Annotated in this window: 17 protein-coding genes; 6 read left to right on the top strand and 11 right to left on the bottom strand. The window is 67.5% G+C overall.

The features are described 5' to 3' along the window. Positions 1-91: 91 nt before the first annotated feature. A complete protein-coding gene (locus tag K309_RS0120325; RefSeq protein ID WP_029048130.1) occupies positions 92-835 on the top strand; it encodes a response regulator in 744 nt (247 codons plus the stop codon). A gap of 66 nt (positions 836-901) precedes the next feature. Next, a complete protein-coding gene (locus K309_RS0120320; protein ID WP_029048129.1) occupies positions 902-2,170 on the top strand; it encodes an ATP-binding protein in 1,269 nt (422 codons plus the stop codon). Positions 2,171-2,269: 99 nt separating this feature from the next. On the opposite strand, the gene plsY is transcribed toward K309_RS0120320, so the two are convergent. The 6 genes from plsY to K309_RS0120290 all read right to left on the bottom strand — a co-directional run bounded on the left by plsY (position 2,270) and on the right by K309_RS0120290 (position 6,851). Further along, the gene (plsY, locus tag K309_RS0120315; protein WP_029048128.1) at positions 2,270-2,878 is read right to left on the bottom strand and encodes a glycerol-3-phosphate 1-O-acyltransferase PlsY; all 609 of its coding nucleotides are present in this window, start codon (positions 2,876-2,878) and stop codon (positions 2,270-2,272) included. 135 nt (positions 2,879-3,013) lie between these two features. After that, positions 3,014-3,505 (bottom strand): aminoacyl-tRNA deacylase, encoded by a 492-nt coding sequence (locus K309_RS0120310; protein ID WP_029048127.1) that lies wholly within the window; start codon positions 3,503-3,505, stop codon positions 3,014-3,016. Positions 3,506-3,529: 24 nt separating this feature from the next. Beyond that, positions 3,530-4,453, bottom strand: coding sequence for a site-specific tyrosine recombinase XerD (gene xerD, locus K309_RS0120305; RefSeq protein ID WP_029048126.1), 924 nt, complete (start codon positions 4,451-4,453; stop codon positions 3,530-3,532). 29 nt (positions 4,454-4,482) lie between these two features. Further along, the gene (locus K309_RS0120300) at positions 4,483-4,974 is read right to left on the bottom strand and encodes a methylated-DNA--[protein]-cysteine S-methyltransferase (RefSeq protein ID WP_029048125.1); all 492 of its coding nucleotides are present in this window, start codon (positions 4,972-4,974) and stop codon (positions 4,483-4,485) included. A gap of 117 nt (positions 4,975-5,091) precedes the next feature. Further along, positions 5,092-6,060 carry a tripartite tricarboxylate transporter substrate binding protein BugE gene (locus tag K309_RS0120295; protein WP_029048124.1) on the bottom strand — a complete coding sequence of 323 codons (969 nt, stop codon included), beginning with the start codon at positions 6,058-6,060 and terminating at the stop codon, positions 5,092-5,094. A gap of 125 nt (positions 6,061-6,185) precedes the next feature. Further along, the gene (locus K309_RS0120290; protein WP_084402475.1) at positions 6,186-6,851 is read right to left on the bottom strand and encodes a chalcone isomerase family protein; all 666 of its coding nucleotides are present in this window, start codon (positions 6,849-6,851) and stop codon (positions 6,186-6,188) included. A gap of 181 nt (positions 6,852-7,032) precedes the next feature. Between K309_RS0120290 and K309_RS0120285 the strand changes: the two genes are divergently transcribed. Further along, entirely contained in the window at positions 7,033-7,926 is an 894-nt protein-coding gene (locus K309_RS0120285; RefSeq protein ID WP_029048122.1) for an AEC family transporter, read from the top strand. A gap of 19 nt (positions 7,927-7,945) precedes the next feature. Here the strand turns inward: K309_RS0120285 and queG are convergent, their stop codons facing one another. After that, on the bottom strand, positions 7,946-9,163 hold the full coding sequence (gene queG / locus K309_RS0120280; RefSeq protein ID WP_029048121.1) for a tRNA epoxyqueuosine(34) reductase QueG: 1,218 nt from the start codon (positions 9,161-9,163) through the stop codon (positions 7,946-7,948). 16 nt (positions 9,164-9,179) lie between these two features. On the opposite strand from queG, the gene tsaE reads away from it, so the two are divergent. Then, positions 9,180-9,713, top strand: a complete 534-nt coding sequence (gene tsaE, locus K309_RS0120275) for a tRNA (adenosine(37)-N6)-threonylcarbamoyltransferase complex ATPase subunit type 1 TsaE (protein WP_029048120.1) — start codon at positions 9,180-9,182, stop codon at positions 9,711-9,713. Then, a complete protein-coding gene (locus tag K309_RS0120270; protein WP_029048119.1) occupies positions 9,707-11,206 on the top strand; it encodes an N-acetylmuramoyl-L-alanine amidase in 1,500 nt (499 codons plus the stop codon). The genes tsaE and K309_RS0120270 overlap by 7 nt, the downstream gene beginning before the upstream one ends. A gap of 32 nt (positions 11,207-11,238) precedes the next feature. Here K309_RS0120270 and K309_RS0120265 read toward each other — a convergent pair whose 3' ends face one another. Both K309_RS0120265 and K309_RS0120260 read right to left on the bottom strand, forming a co-directional pair. Beyond that, entirely contained in the window at positions 11,239-11,511 is a 273-nt protein-coding gene (locus K309_RS0120265) for a hypothetical protein (protein ID WP_029048118.1), read from the bottom strand. Positions 11,512-11,578: 67 nt separating this feature from the next. Further along, a complete protein-coding gene (locus K309_RS0120260) occupies positions 11,579-12,604 on the bottom strand; it encodes a bile acid:sodium symporter family protein (RefSeq protein ID WP_029048117.1) in 1,026 nt (341 codons plus the stop codon). Positions 12,605-12,696: 92 nt separating this feature from the next. Between K309_RS0120260 and K309_RS0120255 the strand changes: the two genes are divergently transcribed. Continuing rightward, positions 12,697-13,614 carry a LysR family transcriptional regulator gene (locus tag K309_RS0120255; RefSeq protein WP_029048116.1) on the top strand — a complete coding sequence of 306 codons (918 nt, stop codon included), beginning with the start codon at positions 12,697-12,699 and terminating at the stop codon, positions 13,612-13,614. 13 nt (positions 13,615-13,627) lie between these two features. On the opposite strand, the gene K309_RS0120250 is transcribed toward K309_RS0120255, so the two are convergent. Together K309_RS0120250 and K309_RS36920 are read right to left on the bottom strand one after the other, a co-directional pair. Beyond that, positions 13,628-14,386 carry a 3-hydroxyacyl-CoA dehydrogenase gene (locus K309_RS0120250; protein WP_029048115.1) on the bottom strand — a complete coding sequence of 253 codons (759 nt, stop codon included), beginning with the start codon at positions 14,384-14,386 and terminating at the stop codon, positions 13,628-13,630. Between the two features lie 192 nt (positions 14,387-14,578). Continuing rightward, positions 14,579-15,069: integrase core domain-containing protein (locus K309_RS36920; protein ID WP_035877979.1), on the bottom strand; the 491-nt coding region annotated here is incomplete at its 5' end.

Below are 15,069 nucleotides of genomic sequence, written 5' to 3'. Positions count from 1 at the left end.
AGGATTACCAGCGCCCCAGGTGTAACCTCCGGAAACAAAACCGCCCGGCCGATCCGGCATGTGCGCCGCCCGGGCTGACTATCATGTGCCTATGCGAACGAACCAGCCTACCCAGATCCTCGTTGTCGACGACGATCCCGAACTCCGCGACCTGCTGCGCGAGTACCTGACCCAGCAGGGGTTTGCCGTCTCGGTACTGCATGACGGCGACGGCCTGCAGGCGCGCCTGGAGCGCGAACGGCCGGCGCTGATCGTGCTCGACCTGATGATGCCCAAGGTCGACGGCCTGACCGCGCTGCGCAACCTGCGCGCCAAGAACGACGACATCCCGGTGATCCTGCTCACGGCCCGCAGCGACGAGATCGACCGCATCGTCGGCCTGGAGATCGGCGCCGACGACTACCTCGGCAAGCCCTTCTCGCCGCGCGAGCTGCTGGCGCGCATCAACGCCGTGCTGCGCCGCAAGCTGGCCCGCCCCGCCGCGGCGCCCGAGGACCGCGAATCGGTCGCGTTCGGCCCGTTCCGCGTCAATTTCCGCCAGCGCACGCTGATTCGCGCCGGCCAGCCGCTGTCGATCAGCGATACCGAATTCGCGCTGCTCAAGCTGCTGCTGATGCATCCGCTTGAAGTGCTGTCGCGCGAGCGCATCGTCGAGCTGATGTACGGCAGCGCCAGCGGCATCAGCGACCGCGGCATCGACGTGCAGATCTGGCGCCTGCGCCGCCTGCTGGACGAAGACGCGCAGCGCCCGCGCTATATCCAGACCGTGCGCGGCCGCGGCTACACCTTCGTGCCCGACGAAGCGGAAGAGATTCCCGCCGTGCTTTCCGATTAAAGCCAGCGGCGGCCGGCCGTTTTACCGCCTGACGTGCCGCCGCGTGCCACCCGAGCCTGCTTCCCGATGAAGTTGCGACGTATCGACACCCTGTTCGGCCGCATTGCCTTGCTGATCGCGGCCGTGCTCGTGATCAGCCATTTCTCGTGGCTGGCCATCCTGCGCATGGACCGGCGCCAGCAGCAGGTCGACTATTCCGTGGAGCAGATGCTGTTCCAGCTCGACAGCATCGAGCGCGCCCTCGATGCGCGCCCGCCGGCGAAGCTGCCCAGCCTGGTGGAGACCGCCGATACCGCCAGCGCCGATGAGCACGCCACCGCGCCCAAGGGCGGCCGCTCGCGCCGGCTGGTCGAACAGTTCATTTCGCGGCTGCCGCCGGGCACCGAGGTCCGGCTCGAGGACGAGACCACGCCGCGCATCTGGATCAAGCTGCCGAGCCGCGACGACTGGATAGCGATGCCGATTCTCTGGGTTCACAACCCGCCGCCGGACAACCGTCTGGTGCCCGGCGTGATGCTGGTGGTGGGCGTGGCGATCGTGTTTGCACTGCTGATCGCGTGGCAGCTGCAGCGGCCGGTGCGGGACATGGCCAATGCGGCCGAGTTGCTGTCGCGCCAGCGCGCGGTGCCGCCTTTGCGCGAACGCGGGCCGCATGAGTTGCGGCAGTTGATCGAGCGCTTCAACCGCATGGTGGCGGACCTCGCACGCATCGACCAGGAGCGCAATACGATGCTGGCGGGCATCGCGCATGACCTGAAGACGCCGCTGGCGCGGCTGCGGTTGCGCGCGGAGATGCTGTCCGATCCCAAGGCTGCAGCGGGGGTTACCCGCGACGTCGATTCGATGCAGGCGATTGTGGAGCAGTTTCTGAGTTTCGCGCAGACCAGTGAATCGACGGCACGGCCGGTGCCGGTGGACCGGCGGGTCAATGAACTGGCGGCTTCGCTGGCCGAGCAGGAGCGGCAGGTGGTGTTGTCGCTGGGCGCGGGGGACGGGTTCCGGATGATTGCCACGCAGCTGGACCGGATCATCGGGAACCTTGTTGACAATGCTTATGCCTATGGCAAGCCGCCGGTGTGTATCGCCACGACGCGGACGGCTGATGGTTATTTGCTGGTGGTGGAAGACCAGGGGGTGGGGATTCCCGAAGAGGACAAGGAACGGGTTACGTTGCCGTTCGTGCGGCTGGACCCGGCGCGTGGCGGGAATGCGCATTCCGGGCTGGGGCTGGCGATTGTGGATCGGCTGGTGCGGCAGGCTGGGGGCAAGCTCAACCTGGTCAATGCTGACGGGGGTGGGTTCCGGGTCGAGATGGCGTTTGGGGGCGCGGTCTGAGGGGTGGCTTGTGGTGGCTTGCGGTGGCTTGCGCTCGCCGCGGCCAGATGCCCGACCGCGGAAAGCGCGCCGGACGCCGGCGCTGGCAACGCAACCCGCTCAGACCTTCTTCTTGTCCCCGATCCGGCTTTCCTTGCCGGCCAGCAGCTTGGCAATATTCTGCCGATGCCGCGCGATCAGCAGCACGCTGATCGCGAAGATGGCACCAGTCATCACATCCACGCCATTCATCAGCACATAAAAGAACGGCGCGAAGATCGCTGATACCAGCGCCGCCAGCGACGAATAGCGGAAGAAGAACGCAATGATCAGCCAGGTGGCCAGCGTGCCCAGCCCCAGGATCGGGTCGATCGCCAGCAGGATACCGGCCGCCGTGGCCACGCCCTTGCCGCCGGCAAAGCGGTGGTACACCGGGAACAGGTGGCCGAGGAATACCGCCAGCGCCACCATGGCCAGGCCGGTTTCATTCAACCCGTAGGCGGGGCCGAAGCGCGCCGCCAGCCACACCGCCAGCCAGCCCTTCAGCGCATCGCCGATCAGCGTCAGGATCGCGGCCTTCTTGCTGCCGGTGCGCAGCACATTGGTCGCCCCCGGATTGCCCGATCCGTACGAATGCGGGTCCGGCAGCCCCATCAGCTTGCTGACGACAACAGCAAAGGAAATCGAGCCGATCAGGTAGGCGGCGAGGGCGAATAGCAGGTTGGCCATGTGCAGTGGGGTGTTTTCAAGCTGGCGGGATTGTAGCGCGGCGGCGCCTTCACCACGTGCGTGACTTCCCGGATTGGCATGGGTGGCGGCTATGCGCGTGGTGCCAGGTGGCGGCTGCGGCGCCTGGCCGGTGCCTCAGTCAGGCAGTGCGCACTGGACCGGGTGTGCATCCACCAGTCCCGGCAGCAGCTTCGGGTCCAGGCTGACGAGATAACCGCGCCGCCCGCCGTTGATGTAGATGCGCTCCAGCTCCAGCACCGTGGCTTCCACATACACCGGCATGCGCTTGCGCGTGCCGAACGGCGAGGTGCCGCCGACCAGGTAGCCGCTGTGGCGCTGCGCCACTTCCGGCTTGCACGGCTGCACGCTCTTGCGCCCGGTCTGGCGCGCCAGGTTCTTGGTCGAGACCGAGCAGTCGCCGTGCATCAGCACCACCAGCGGCTGCGCGCGATCGTCTTCCATGATCAGGGTCTTGACCACGTCGTGCTGGGGAACGCCGAGCTGGCGCGCCGATTCTCCGGTGCCGCCATGCTCGACGTATTCATAGGGGTGTTCGCCGAAGGCCACGCCTTGCTTGCGCAGGAACTGGGTGGCAGGGGTTTCGGAGACGTGCTTGTTCTTGCTCATGGCGATGGGGTCGCTCGGTGCCGCTCAGCCGCGCGGATGGTGCTGCTGGTGCAGCTCGCGCAGGCGCTCGCGCGCGACGTGGGTGTAGATCTGCGTGGTGGAGATATCGGCGTGGCCGAGCAGCAGCTGCACCACGCGCAGGTCGGCGCCGTGGTTGAGCAGGTGCGTGGCAAAGGCGTGCCGCAGCGTATGCGGCGACAGCGGCGCGTGCACGCCGGCATCGCGCGCGTGGCGCTTGATCAGATGCCAGAACGCCTGCCGCGTCATGCCTTCGCCGCGCTGCGTGACGAACAGCGCGTCGCAGGCGCGCCCTGCCAGCAGCACGGGACGGGCGCTGGCGAGGTAGCGGCGCAGCCAGTCGGCGGCCTGCTGGCCGAACGGGACCAGCCGTTCCTTGTCGCCCTTGCCGCCGACCACGCGCGCCACGCCCTCGTTCAGGCCGATCTCGACGGTCTTCATCTGCGTCAGCTCGGACACGCGCAGGCCGCTGGCGTACATCAGCTCCAGCATGGTGCGGTCGCGCAGGCCCAGCGGCGTGCTGGTGTCGGGCGCTTCCAGCAGCGCGTCGACCTGCGCCTCGGTCAGTGTCTTGGGGTAGCGCGGCGGCTGCTTGGCGGGGCGCAGCAGCAGGCAGGGATCGGCCTCGACCACGTGCTCGCGCAGCGCCCACTGGTAGAAGCGGCGGAACACCGCCAGCCGGCGGTTGGCCGACGACGCGCGCGTCTGCGTATGGCGTGCGTTGAAGTAGGCCGACAGCACGCTGTCGTCCACGCCCGGCAGCTCGCCACGGCCTTCGTGGCGCAGCCAGCGCGCCAGCAGGGTCAGGTCGCGGCGGTAGGCGTCGATGGTGTTCTGCGACAGGCCGTCTTCCAGCCACAGCGCATCGCAGAAGCGCCCGACCAGCGCCGCGTCGGCATCGCTGGGAGCCGTGGCAAGCTCTGGCGGCATGTCCGCCGCTACCGCTCGTGATACCGGGCTCATATCAGCATGGCGCCTTCATGACGCAGCAGCCAGCGTTTGACGTCGAGGTGGAAACCATCTTCGGCATGATGGGAGAAACCGCCGATGCCGCGGGCCGAGACCACGCGATGGCAGGGGATCACGATCGGGAACGGGTTCTGGCCGCAGGCCTGGCCTACCGCACGCGGCATCGCGCCGATGGCCCCGGCAATGGTGCCGTAGGTGGTGGTGGCGCCGCGCGGCACGGTGGCGATGGCCTGCCAGACGCGCTGCTGGAATTCGCTGCCCACCGGTGCGAGGGGCAGGTCGAAGTGCGCGTCGGGGTTGGCGTAATAGGCCTCAAGCTGGGCTTCGAGCCGGGCCACGACCTCTCGCGCCTGCGCATCGGCCGGCGCGAGGGATTCGACGTGCCCGGGCAGGTACACGATGGCCCGGATGCGGGAGCCGTCCGTGCGCACGCCGACCTTGCCGAACGGGGCAGGGAGGATGGCATCGAAAGTGGCTGGCATGGCGGTCTGACTGGGGCGAATGCTGGATTTTAGTGCTTTTTGCATTGGCAAGAAAAAAGGCCGCCTTTGCAGGCGGCCTTTGGTGGCGTGCGATGGCAGCCGGTGCTGCAAGCCGGATTACTGCTCCAGCTTGATGTTCTGCACCTTCACCAGGTTCTTCATCTTGTCGAACTCTTTCTTGATCTCGGCCGCGTGCTGCGCCGGCGTATTGCCCGACGGCTCGGCGCCGGCGGCGCGCAGGCGCTCCTGGAAGCCCTTGTCCTGCAGTGCCTTGACCGCGGCGTCGTTCAGCTTCTTGATGACATCGTCAGGCGTGCCGGCCGGCGCCACCAGGCCATACCAGGCCGGGTCGTTCGGCTCCTTGAGGCCCATTTCGCCGAAGGTCGGCACGTCCGGCAGCGAGTCCACGCGCTTGTTCCAGGCAACCACCAGCGGGCGCAGCTTGCCGGCCTTGATGTAGGGCATCGACGACGGCAGGTTGTCCACCATGATCGGCACCTGGCCGGCCAGCACGTCGTTCAGCGCCGGGCCCGCGCCGCGGTACGGGATATGGACCATGAAGGTCTTGGTCGAGACCTTGAACTGCTCGCCCAGCATGTGGCCGAAGCCGCAGGTGCCCGACGACGCGTACGAATACTTGCCCGGGTTGGCCTTCAGCACGGCCAGGAATGTCTTGTAGTCCTTGGCCGGGAAGTTCGGGTTGACCGCGATCACGTTGGCCACGTTGGCCAGGTTGGTGATGGGCTTGAAGTCCTTGATCGGGTCGTACGACAGCTTGGGGTTGCAGGCCGGGTTCACGGCCATGGTCGACACCGTCGAGATGCCGATGGTGTAGCCGTCCGGCGCCGCCTTGGCGATCGCGTCCGCACCGATCGAGCCGCCCCCGCCCGCGCGGTTTTCCACGACCACCGGCTGGCCCAGGATGCGGCTCATCTGGTCGGCGGCACCGCGGCCGACGATGTCGGTGGTGCCGCCCGGTGCGAACGGAATAATCAGGCGGATCGGCTTGGTCGGATAGCTCTGGGCGTGCGCCGTGGTGGCGGCCGCGACCAGGGCCAGGGTCAGAGCGAGTTTGCCAGCTTGCATGAGATCATGTCTCCCGTCAGATGTCCGGGCAGGGTGCTGCCCGGAAGCAAAGAAACCGTCGCGGTGCCACAGGTGAAGGCACGGCGGCGGCAGCGTAAAAAAGGGCTACCAGAGGGCAGCCTCTGTCAGCCGCCGAGCAGTCCGCGCTTGACGTCCGGGTCGACCGGACGGTCGCCCAGGAACACCCGCAGCACGGCCTGGTAGAAGTCTTCGCCAGGGATCGGACGGCCGCGCGGCGTGCCGTTGATGGCGATGACAGTGCCCGTCTGCGGGGCAAAGTCCAGGTTGATCACGTCGCCCTTGTGCGCGTTGCCGACCTCGCCCAGGGTGCGCTCGAACTGCACCAGCCGCGCGGCCAGGCCCTGCACCTGCGCTTCGCTGTGGTTGTCGCGAATGCCCTGGCGAATGGCGCGGGCAAAGGCAGGCGGCTCGGCCTCGCGCAGCATGCGCAACTGTAGCCGCTTGGCGCCGGGCGTGCCGAGTACCACGGTCGCGTTGCGGGCTTTTTCCTGCAGGTACAGCGCGGCCACGTAGCCCTTGGTCAGGAAGCGCGCCCGCAGTGCGGTGCCGTTGAGCTGCAGCTCCTTGCCGGCCACGCGAGCGGCATCGTCGAAGCGGATCCCTTCCATCTCGACCGCGCGCGCCGGCACGGCGCCGGCAGCAGTGGCGGCGCACAGCATCACCAGCAGGGCGGCCGCGCGCGAGCGCAGGCCGGTGTACAGGCCAGGGCGTGAACGGGAGCGAAAGTGGGTGTCCGGGCCTCGCGGCGCGGAACGGATGCGGGACAACATGGCGGCAGGGCGTACAACTTGGCATGCCATGTTGACCTAAATCTGGAAAAATACCTATCCGTATCTGCCCTAGCCTGCACATTCCTGCGCGCCAGCCGTTATTTCTTCCCCCATGCGGCCGGGATCGTACCCGGATCCCAGGCAGATACCGCGCCGTGCCCTCGCCATTACAACAACGACAATGTCTTCTGCTCTCCTGCTGGTGCCGGACTTCAGCCTGATCCTGATCGGCTGGCTGCTGGTGCGCTATTCGCCCTTCGACCGCGCCTTCTGGGGCGGGGTGGAGCGCCTGGTCTACTTTGTGCTGTTCCCGGCGCTGCTGCTGCAGTCGACCAATGCCGCGGTCTTCGATTTCTCTTCAACCTCGGCGATGCTGGGCCTGGCGCTGCTGGCGCTGGCCGTGGGCATGGCCGGCGGCTACGCCGTCAAATGGGTGCTGAAGCCCGATGCGCTGAGCTTTGCCTCGGGCCTGCAGACGGCCTTTCGCTTCAACTCTTATATCGGCCTGGCGCTGGCGTCGCGCCTGGGCGGCAGCGAGGGGCTGGCGCTGATGGCGGTGATCGTCGGCTGCACTGTGCCGCTGTGCAACGTGGCGGCGGTGTGGGCGCTGGCCAGGCACGGCGAAACCGCGCTGTGGAAGGAGCTGGCGCGCAACCCGCTGATCCTGGCCACTGCCGGCGGGCTCGTGACCAACCTGCTGGGCCTGCACCCGCCCGAGGTGGTGGCGATGACGCTGAACCGGCTTGGCTCGGCGTCGACCGCGCTGGGGCTGATGACGGTTGGCGCCGGGCTGCAGATGAGCGGGGCGACCGGCACGGTCGGACCGGTCGCGTGGTGGACCGGGATCAAGCTGCTGGCGATGCCGTGCGTGGCCTGGCTGGTGGGCCGGCACCTGCCGCTGACCGCGCTGCAGTACCAGGTCGTGGTGCTGTATGCCTCGCTGCCGACCGCGTCGAGCGCCTATATCCTGGCGGTGCGCATGGGCGGCAACGGGCCAATGGTGGCGGCCACGATTTCCGTGATGACGGTGGCGGCCATCGTCACCACGCCGCTGTGGCTGGCGCTGGCCAGCTAGTTCGGTCAGCTGGATTCCGTCACCCGATGCGTGCGGGCTCGCCCTGCGAGAGCGCCCAGTCGATATGCTCTTGCACCAGCGGCGACGCGCCATCGCGCCGCGCCTGCAACGCCTCGCGGATGCGCGCGGCCAGGGCGGCGTCTTCCGCGCGGGTGCTTGAAAGCGCCGCGCGCAGGCTGTTGCCAAGTCCGACGGCCAGGTTGCGCAGCCAGCGCTCATGGCCGATGCGGCGGATCGGGCTGCCCTCCAGGCGCTGGTTGAACTCGTCCTCGGTCCACTGGAACAGCGCCACCATGTCGGGCGCGTCCAGGCCATTGCGCACGTCGAAATCCGGCAAGCTGGCCACGTGCGCAAACTTGTTCCACGGGCAGGCCAGCTGGCAGTCGTCGCAGCCATAGACGCGGTTGCCCATCGGCGCGCGGAACTCGACCGGGATCGGGCCCTTGTGCTCGATGGTCAGGTAGGAGATGCAGCGGCGCGCATCGAGCCGGTAGGGCGCGACGATGGCGCGTGTGGGGCAGATGTCGAGGCAGCGGTGGCAATTGCCGCAGTGGTCCGGTTCGGGCGCATCGGTTGGCAGCGGGATATCGACCAGGATCTCGCCCAGGAAGAACATCGAGCCGCCGTCGCGGTCGAGCAGCAGCGTATGCTTGCCGCGCCAGCCGAGTCCGCCCTGGCTGGCCAGCGCCACTTCCATCACCGGCGCGGAATCGGTAAAGACGCGGTAGCCGAATTTGCCGATTTCAGCCTCGATCCGGCTGGCCAGCTGCTGGAGGCGGCTGCGCAGGACCTTGTGATAGTCGCGGCCGCGCGCATACAGGGACACCACCGCGGTGGCCGGATCGCCCAGCCGCGCCAGTTCGCGCCGGCGCCAGTCGGGCGCGCCCGGCGGGGTCTCGGTGGCGGGGACATAGGGCATGCGCGCCACGATGGCGCGTACCGTGCCCGGCACCAGTTCGGCCGGACGGGCGCGCCGCAAGCCGTGGTTCGCCATATAATCCATGTCGCCGTGGTAACCCTGCTCCAGCCATGCCAGAAGCCCCGGCTCGGCATGGCCAAGATCGACGTCGGCGATGCGCACCGACGCAAAACCCAGCCCGGCGCCCCATGCGCGGATGGACTCCGCAAGCGCCGCCAGCTCCCCCGGGCCGGCCTGGCCGGATTGCCCTGGAGAGTCTGCGGGAACACTGTGCGCGCCTGTTGCGCTGGCCGGCGGCTTGACTGCTGGGTCGATCATCCCTGAATTGTACGCAATGCCCTTGCTCGAAGAACGCACCCTGACGCTGTCCGACGAAGCCGCCACCGCGCGCCTGGGCGCCGCGCTTGCCGCCACGGTGCAGGCCATGCCGCCGCGCACGGTGCATGTGCAGCTCTCCGGCGACCTTGGCGCCGGCAAGACCACGCTGACGCGCGCGGTGCTGCGCGCGCTCGGCCATGCCGGCAAGGTGCGCAGCCCCACTTACACGCTGTGCGAGCCTTACGAAGTCGCCCGCGCCGACGGCTCGCCGCTGACGGTTTACCACTTCGACCTGTACCGCTTCGCCGATCCGGAAGAGTGGGTCGACGCGGGTTTCCGCGACTGTTTTGCCGAACCGGCCTTCAACCTGGTCGAATGGCCGGAGAAGGCGGGCCGCCTGCTGGGGGAACCCGACCTGCATGTGTTGCTCCAATCGGACATGGCGCGGGCGGCGGACAGCGAAAAGCTTGCCGGCGATGCCGGCGAGCGGCGAATCGCGACCTTGCGCGCCTATACTCCCACTGGACTTACCTTGCTGAACGCATGCTGATCAAGCGACTTGCCACCGACCGCCCCGATGGACCCGACGGCCTGCTGCAGGCGCGCCGCAAATGGATGGCGCAGGCGCTGAAGCTGGGCGCGGGTACCGCCGTGCTGACGCTCGCCGGCCCGCAGATCGCGTTCGGTGCCGGCATCGTCGCGGTGCGCGTATGGCCGGCCGAGGACTACACCCGCGTCACCATCGAATCCGACGCGCCGCTGGTCGCGGTGCACCAGATGATTCGCGATCCGGACAGGCTGGTGGTGGACATCGATGGCCTGGACCTGTCGCCCACGCTGCGCGAACTGGTGGCCAAGATCACCCCCAACGATCCGTATATCCAGACCGTGCGCGTCGGCCAGAACCGCCCGCGCGTGGTGCGCATGGTGTTCGACCTGAAGGAGAGCGTGGCGCCGCAGGTGTTCACGCTGCTGCCGATCGGCAACTACCGCAACCGGCTGGTGTTCGACCTGTACCCGGTCAACCCGCCCGACCCGCTGTGGAAACTGGTGCGCGACACCGAGGACAAGCAGCGCCGCTTCGCCACCATGGACCCGGCCCCGGGTCCGGACAGCATCGCCGGCGCCCCGGCCGGTGCCGAGGAAGATGCCATCGGCGCGCTGGTGCGCAGGTTCGACGAGAAGGGCGAAATGCCGGCCACCACCGCGCCGCCGCCGCCGGTGGTCGCCGCCCGGCCCAGGCCGTCCGCGCCGGTGGTGCCGAAGCCCGATGCGCCCGTGGTGCCGCCTGTCGCGCGCGACAACCCGACTGCCGAGCGCCCGTTCAAGATGCGCCGCCTGCTGACGGTGGCCCTCGATCCCGGCCACGGCGGCGAAGACCCCGGCGCGATCGGCGCCGCTGGTTCTCGCGAGAAGGACGTGGTGCTGCAGATCGCGCACCGGTTGCGCGCCAAGATCGACGCCCAGCCCAATATGCGCGCGATGATGACGCGCGATGCGGATTTCTTCGTGCCGCTGAACGTGCGCGTGCAGAAGGCGCGCCGGGTGCAGGCCGACCTGTTCGTGTCGATTCACGCCGATGCCTTCCTGTCGCCGGAAGCCAATGGCGCTTCGGTGTTTGCGCTGTCCGAGCGCGGCGCTTCCAGTACCGCGGCGCGCTGGCTGGCCAACAAGGAAAACGCTTCCGACCTGATCGGCGGCGCCAACATGGGCAACAAGGATGCGCAGGTTGCGCGCGTGCTGCTGGACCTGTCCACCACCGCGCAGATCAACGACAGCCTGCAGGTCGGCAAGTCCGTGCTGGGAGAGATCGGCGGCATCAACCGGCTGCACAAGGCGCACGTGGAACAGGCCGGGTTTGCGGTGCTGAAGGCGCCGGACATCCCGTCGATCCTGATCGAGACCGCGTTTATCAGCAACCCGGCGGAGGAGCGCAAGCTCAACGACAGCGCGCACCAGGAACAGCTGGCGAATGCCATCCTGCGCGGGATCAAGGCGTACTTCGCGAAGAATCCGCCGTTGTCGAAAAATCCGTCGGTCTGACGGTCTGACCATAGCGCCGCCACGGCGCACGCTCAGCGCTCGCCGAATTCCTTCTCGCTGCGTGGCGCATCAGGGCATTGCCGGTCCAGCGATTCGCGGTACTTCACGCAGCCGCGCATAAACTGGGGCCACGCCGGAACCGTCGGGACCTGGTCGCCGGGCTCGGGCAGCAATGCCCACAGATCCGGATGGTGCCAGCACAGGTCGTGACCCGAAGCATCCCGATGGCGGCGTATGCCCGCGCGCAGTACCTTCACTTCTGCGATCAGCCGCTCGCGGCTCATCGTATCGAGGTCGTCGTCCATATCCACTCCTCAACCCCCAAGCGTTGCACGCCATGCAGCGGGCCGGCGCGACGACGGATGGCGCGGATCAGGCGCGCGCCGCCGCGCGGTCCTCCAGCAGCGCATCGCGGTTGGCATAGCGCGACGCAATCACCGAGCAGACGATCAGCTGCAGCTGGTGATAGACCATCAGCGGCAGCACCAGCAGCCCCAGCGCGGGATGTCCGGCAAACAGGATCTTTGCCATCGGAATGCCGTTGGCCAGGCTCTTCTTCGAGCCGCAGAACACCGCGGTGATTTCGTCCTCGACCGAGAAACCCATCCGGCGGGCGGTCAGCGTGGTGAAGCCCAGCACCACGAACAACAGTACTGCGGCAATCAGCATCACCGCGCCGATGGTCTGCCACTGGTACTGGTGCCACAGGCCTTCGGCAGTCGCATCGCAGAACGACGAATAGACGATCAGCACGATCACGCCGCGGTCGATCTTGGTGGTGATCGGCTTCTTCTTCGCCAGCCAGCTGCCGATCAGCGGACGCAGCAGCTGGCCCAGCGCGAACGGCAGCAGCAGCTGCAGCGCCACGCCGGTGAGCGCCTTGCCCAGCGGCATCGAGGCGCCGCTGGCGCTGATCACCAGCCCCATCAGCAGCGGCGTGACCAGCATGCCGATCAGGCCCGAGATGGTGGCATTGAAGATCGCGCCTGACACGTTGCCGCGCGCCATCGAGGTCATGGCCACCGACGACGACACTGTCGACGGCAGCGCGCACAGGAAGAACACGCCCAGCAGCAGATCCGCCGGCAGCGTGTTGTGCAAGGCCAGCATCAGCAGCGCGCCGACCACCGGGAAGACCACGTAGGTGAACGACTGCACGAACACATGCAGGCGCCAGTTCTTGGCGCCCGCCACCAGCTTGTCGCGCGACAGTGCCGCGCCATGCAGGAAAAAGACCAGTGCCACGCCCACGCTGGTGACCACGCCCAGGTGCAGCGGGCCCTTGCCGGCGCCGATTTCCGGGGCCGCCAGCGCGATGGCGATGGCGGTCAGCATGATGAGGACGAAGCCGTCGATCAGGTCATAAAGTTTCTTGAGCTTGGCAAAAAGTCGAGACATGACTGCGGTTGGTTAGGGTTTTGCCTAGTATTGGACGCCAGCCGGGTCTAGAATGCAAATTCATTTATAGAATCTATTTATCCGGTCGTTGCATGAATTACACACTGCGCCAGCTGCGCGTCTTCCTGGCGGTGGCCAGCAGCGGCGGTTTCAGCCGTGCTGCCGACGTGGTGGGGCTGACCCAGCCGGCGGTCAGCCGGGGCGTGGCTGAGCTGGAAGAGGCACTTGGCGTCAAGCTGCTTGACCGCACCACGCGTGAAGTGGTGCTGACCGATGCCGGCCACGCGCTGGTGCCGGCGCTGGAGCGGCTGCTGGGCCAGCTCGACGACACCCTTGAAGAAACGCGCCAGTTAGGCGAGCGCTATCGTGGGCGTGTCGTGATAGCCGGCGCTCCGACCATTTCCGCCCGGCTGATGCCGATGTATGTCGCCGCCTGCGCCGCGCAATACCCCGATATCCGCCTGACCGTGCGCGACAACGTGCAGGCCGACGGCCTCGAGCAGGTCCGCGCCGGCGCCGTCGATTTCGGCGTGCTGATCGATCCGCTGGCGCGCGAAGGGCTGGCGGTGGAGGCGGTGGCGACTGATCCGTTCTGCTTTGTCTGCCGGCGCGACCACCCGCTGGCGCAGTCGGCGACGGTGCCGTGGTCGGCGCTGCACGGCATGCGGCTGGTGCTGCTGGACTTTGCCTCGGGCAGCCGGCCGCTGATCGACCGCATCTTCGGTCGCCATGGCGTGGCGCCGCAGGTGGTGCAGGAACTGGGGCACTCGGCCAGCGTGTTCGGCATGGTCGAGGCCGGCATCGGCGCTTCCGTGCTGCCCTCTTTCTCGCTGCCGCTTCCTGCCGCATCGCCGCTGGTGTGGCGGCCGCTGGTGCCCCGCGAAGAGCGCAGCATTGTCATGGTCCGGCGCGAGGACCGCTCACTCTCGCCGTCCGCGGAGGCGGTGTGGGCGCTGGTGCGGCGCCTGACGCTGCGCGTCGAGGCGCCCGCAATGGGCGCTGCGGCCTGAGTGCCGGAGCTTATTACTTCGGCTGCATCCGGATCGCGCCGTCGAGGCGAATCACTTCGCCGTTAAGCATCGTGTTCTCGATGATCGCGCGTGCCAGCTTGGCGTATTCCGCCGGGCGGCCCAGGCGCGGGGGAAACGGAACCATCTTGCCGAGGGCGTCCTGCACTTCCTGCGGCATGCCAAGCAGCATCGGCGTTTCAAAGATCCCCGGGGCGATGGTCATGCAGCGGACGCCGTCGCGGGACAGGTCGCGGGCGATGGCCAGGGTCATGGCGACCACGCCGCCCTTGGAGGCGGCATAGGCGGCCTGGCCGATCTGGCCATCGAAGGCCGCCACCGAGGCGGTGTTGATGATCACGCCGCGCTCGCCTTCGCTGTCGGGGGTGTTCTGGACCATGGCGGCGGCGGCCAGGCGGATCATGTTGAAGGTGCCGACCAGGTTGATGCGGATGGTCTTGTCGAAGGCATCCAGCGGATGCGGCCCGTTCTTGCCAACCGTCTTGTTGGCGGTGGCGATGCCGGCGCAGTTGATGAGGCCGGACAGGCGGCCCAGGGACTGGGCGGCGGCGACCACGGCCTGGCCGTCGGATTCGGAGGTGACGTCGCAGCGGATGAACTGGCCGTTCAGTTCGGTGGCGAGGGATTGGCCGGTTTGCTCGTTGAGGTCGGCGATGACGACTTTGGCGCCGGCTTCGGCGAGCATGCGGGCGGTGCCGGCGCCCAGGCCGGAGGCGCCGCCGGTGACGATGAAGACGTTGTCTTTGATTTGCATTTGCTGTGTCTCCTTGTTGGAAGTGTTTCCGTTTACGTAAACGTCAATTATTGTACGGGGCGGAGGTTGTTGTGCAAGGGTTTTGGGCCCGTGTGGGCATCTGGTGGCTATTGGATATGCCCGGTTCCGCCCTGAAGGGCGGGTAACTTTTTGTCCGAGCGGTGTGTGTCAAGGTAGTTGTCGCGTCCGCCGTTATGCTGCTTTCCGGTGCTCCTTAGCTTCCAGCTCAGCTCGCTCGGGGTTCAGGTAGACCACTGGCTCCAGCTTCCAATTCCGGATCCCTCGCGACCAGCGCTGCGGATGTCGGGTGCGGGCTGCCTGATATAGCATCGTGCGTCGCGCCAGTAGGGGCGGCGCTTCCCCGCGGTGCCGCTGGTTCGGCGTGACGTACTTCAGGCCGCTGTGGCGATGCTCCTCGTTGTACCAGCACACAAACCGGTGCACCCAGTCGCGCGCCTGCTGCAGCGTATTGAAGGGCCGATCCGGCCACAGCGGGCAGTACTTGGCCGTGCGGAACAGAGCTTCCGCGTAAGCATTGTCATTGCTCACACGCGGACGACTGTATGAGGGCTGCACGCCCAGGTAACCCATCATCGCCAGCATCGTCCCTCCTTTCATGACGCTGCCATTGTCCGAATGCAGCACTAGCGGCCGGCCGGCGGTCTGCTCGCGCAAACAGCCCA

It is taken from the genome of Cupriavidus phytohabitans (genome assembly GCF_000426345.1).
Lineage (GTDB): Bacteria > Pseudomonadota > Gammaproteobacteria > Burkholderiales > Burkholderiaceae > Cupriavidus.
Note: the sequence above shows the minus strand (reverse complement) of the source record. Positions and strands in the feature narration are given on the sequence as shown.

Excerpts from the sequence above, each read along its gene's own strand:
- xerD (WP_029048126.1), bottom strand. The coding sequence starts at position 4,453 with ATGCCGCCAGAGCTTGCCACGGCTCCCAGCGATGCCGACGCGGCGCTG.
- K309_RS0120250 (WP_029048115.1), bottom strand. The coding sequence starts at position 14,386 with ATGCAAATCAAAGACAACGTCTTCATCGTCACCGGCGGCGCCTCCGGC.
- K309_RS0120270 (WP_029048119.1), top strand. The coding sequence starts at position 9,707 with ATGCTGATCAAGCGACTTGCCACCGACCGCCCCGATGGACCCGACGGC.
- K309_RS0120255 (WP_029048116.1), top strand. The coding sequence starts at position 12,697 with ATGAATTACACACTGCGCCAGCTGCGCGTCTTCCTGGCGGTGGCCAGC.
- K309_RS0120290 (WP_084402475.1), bottom strand. The coding sequence starts at position 6,851 with ATGTTGTCCCGCATCCGTTCCGCGCCGCGAGGCCCGGACACCCACTTT.
- K309_RS0120295 (WP_029048124.1), bottom strand. The coding sequence starts at position 6,060 with ATGCAAGCTGGCAAACTCGCTCTGACCCTGGCCCTGGTCGCGGCCGCC.
- queG (WP_029048121.1), bottom strand. The coding sequence starts at position 9,163 with ATGATCGACCCAGCAGTCAAGCCGCCGGCCAGCGCAACAGGCGCGCAC.
- K309_RS0120300 (WP_029048125.1), bottom strand. The coding sequence starts at position 4,974 with ATGCCAGCCACTTTCGATGCCATCCTCCCTGCCCCGTTCGGCAAGGTC.
- K309_RS0120265 (WP_029048118.1), bottom strand. The coding sequence starts at position 11,511 with ATGGACGACGACCTCGATACGATGAGCCGCGAGCGGCTGATCGCAGAA.
- K309_RS0120325 (WP_029048130.1), top strand. The coding sequence starts at position 92 with ATGCGAACGAACCAGCCTACCCAGATCCTCGTTGTCGACGACGATCCC.
- K309_RS0120310 (WP_029048127.1), bottom strand. The coding sequence starts at position 3,505 with ATGAGCAAGAACAAGCACGTCTCCGAAACCCCTGCCACCCAGTTCCTG.
- plsY (WP_029048128.1), bottom strand. The coding sequence starts at position 2,878 with ATGGCCAACCTGCTATTCGCCCTCGCCGCCTACCTGATCGGCTCGATT.
- K309_RS0120320 (WP_029048129.1), top strand. The coding sequence starts at position 902 with ATGAAGTTGCGACGTATCGACACCCTGTTCGGCCGCATTGCCTTGCTG.
- tsaE (WP_029048120.1), top strand. The coding sequence starts at position 9,180 with ATGCCCTTGCTCGAAGAACGCACCCTGACGCTGTCCGACGAAGCCGCC.
- K309_RS0120285 (WP_029048122.1), top strand. The coding sequence starts at position 7,033 with ATGTCTTCTGCTCTCCTGCTGGTGCCGGACTTCAGCCTGATCCTGATC.
- K309_RS0120260 (WP_029048117.1), bottom strand. The coding sequence starts at position 12,604 with ATGTCTCGACTTTTTGCCAAGCTCAAGAAACTTTATGACCTGATCGAC.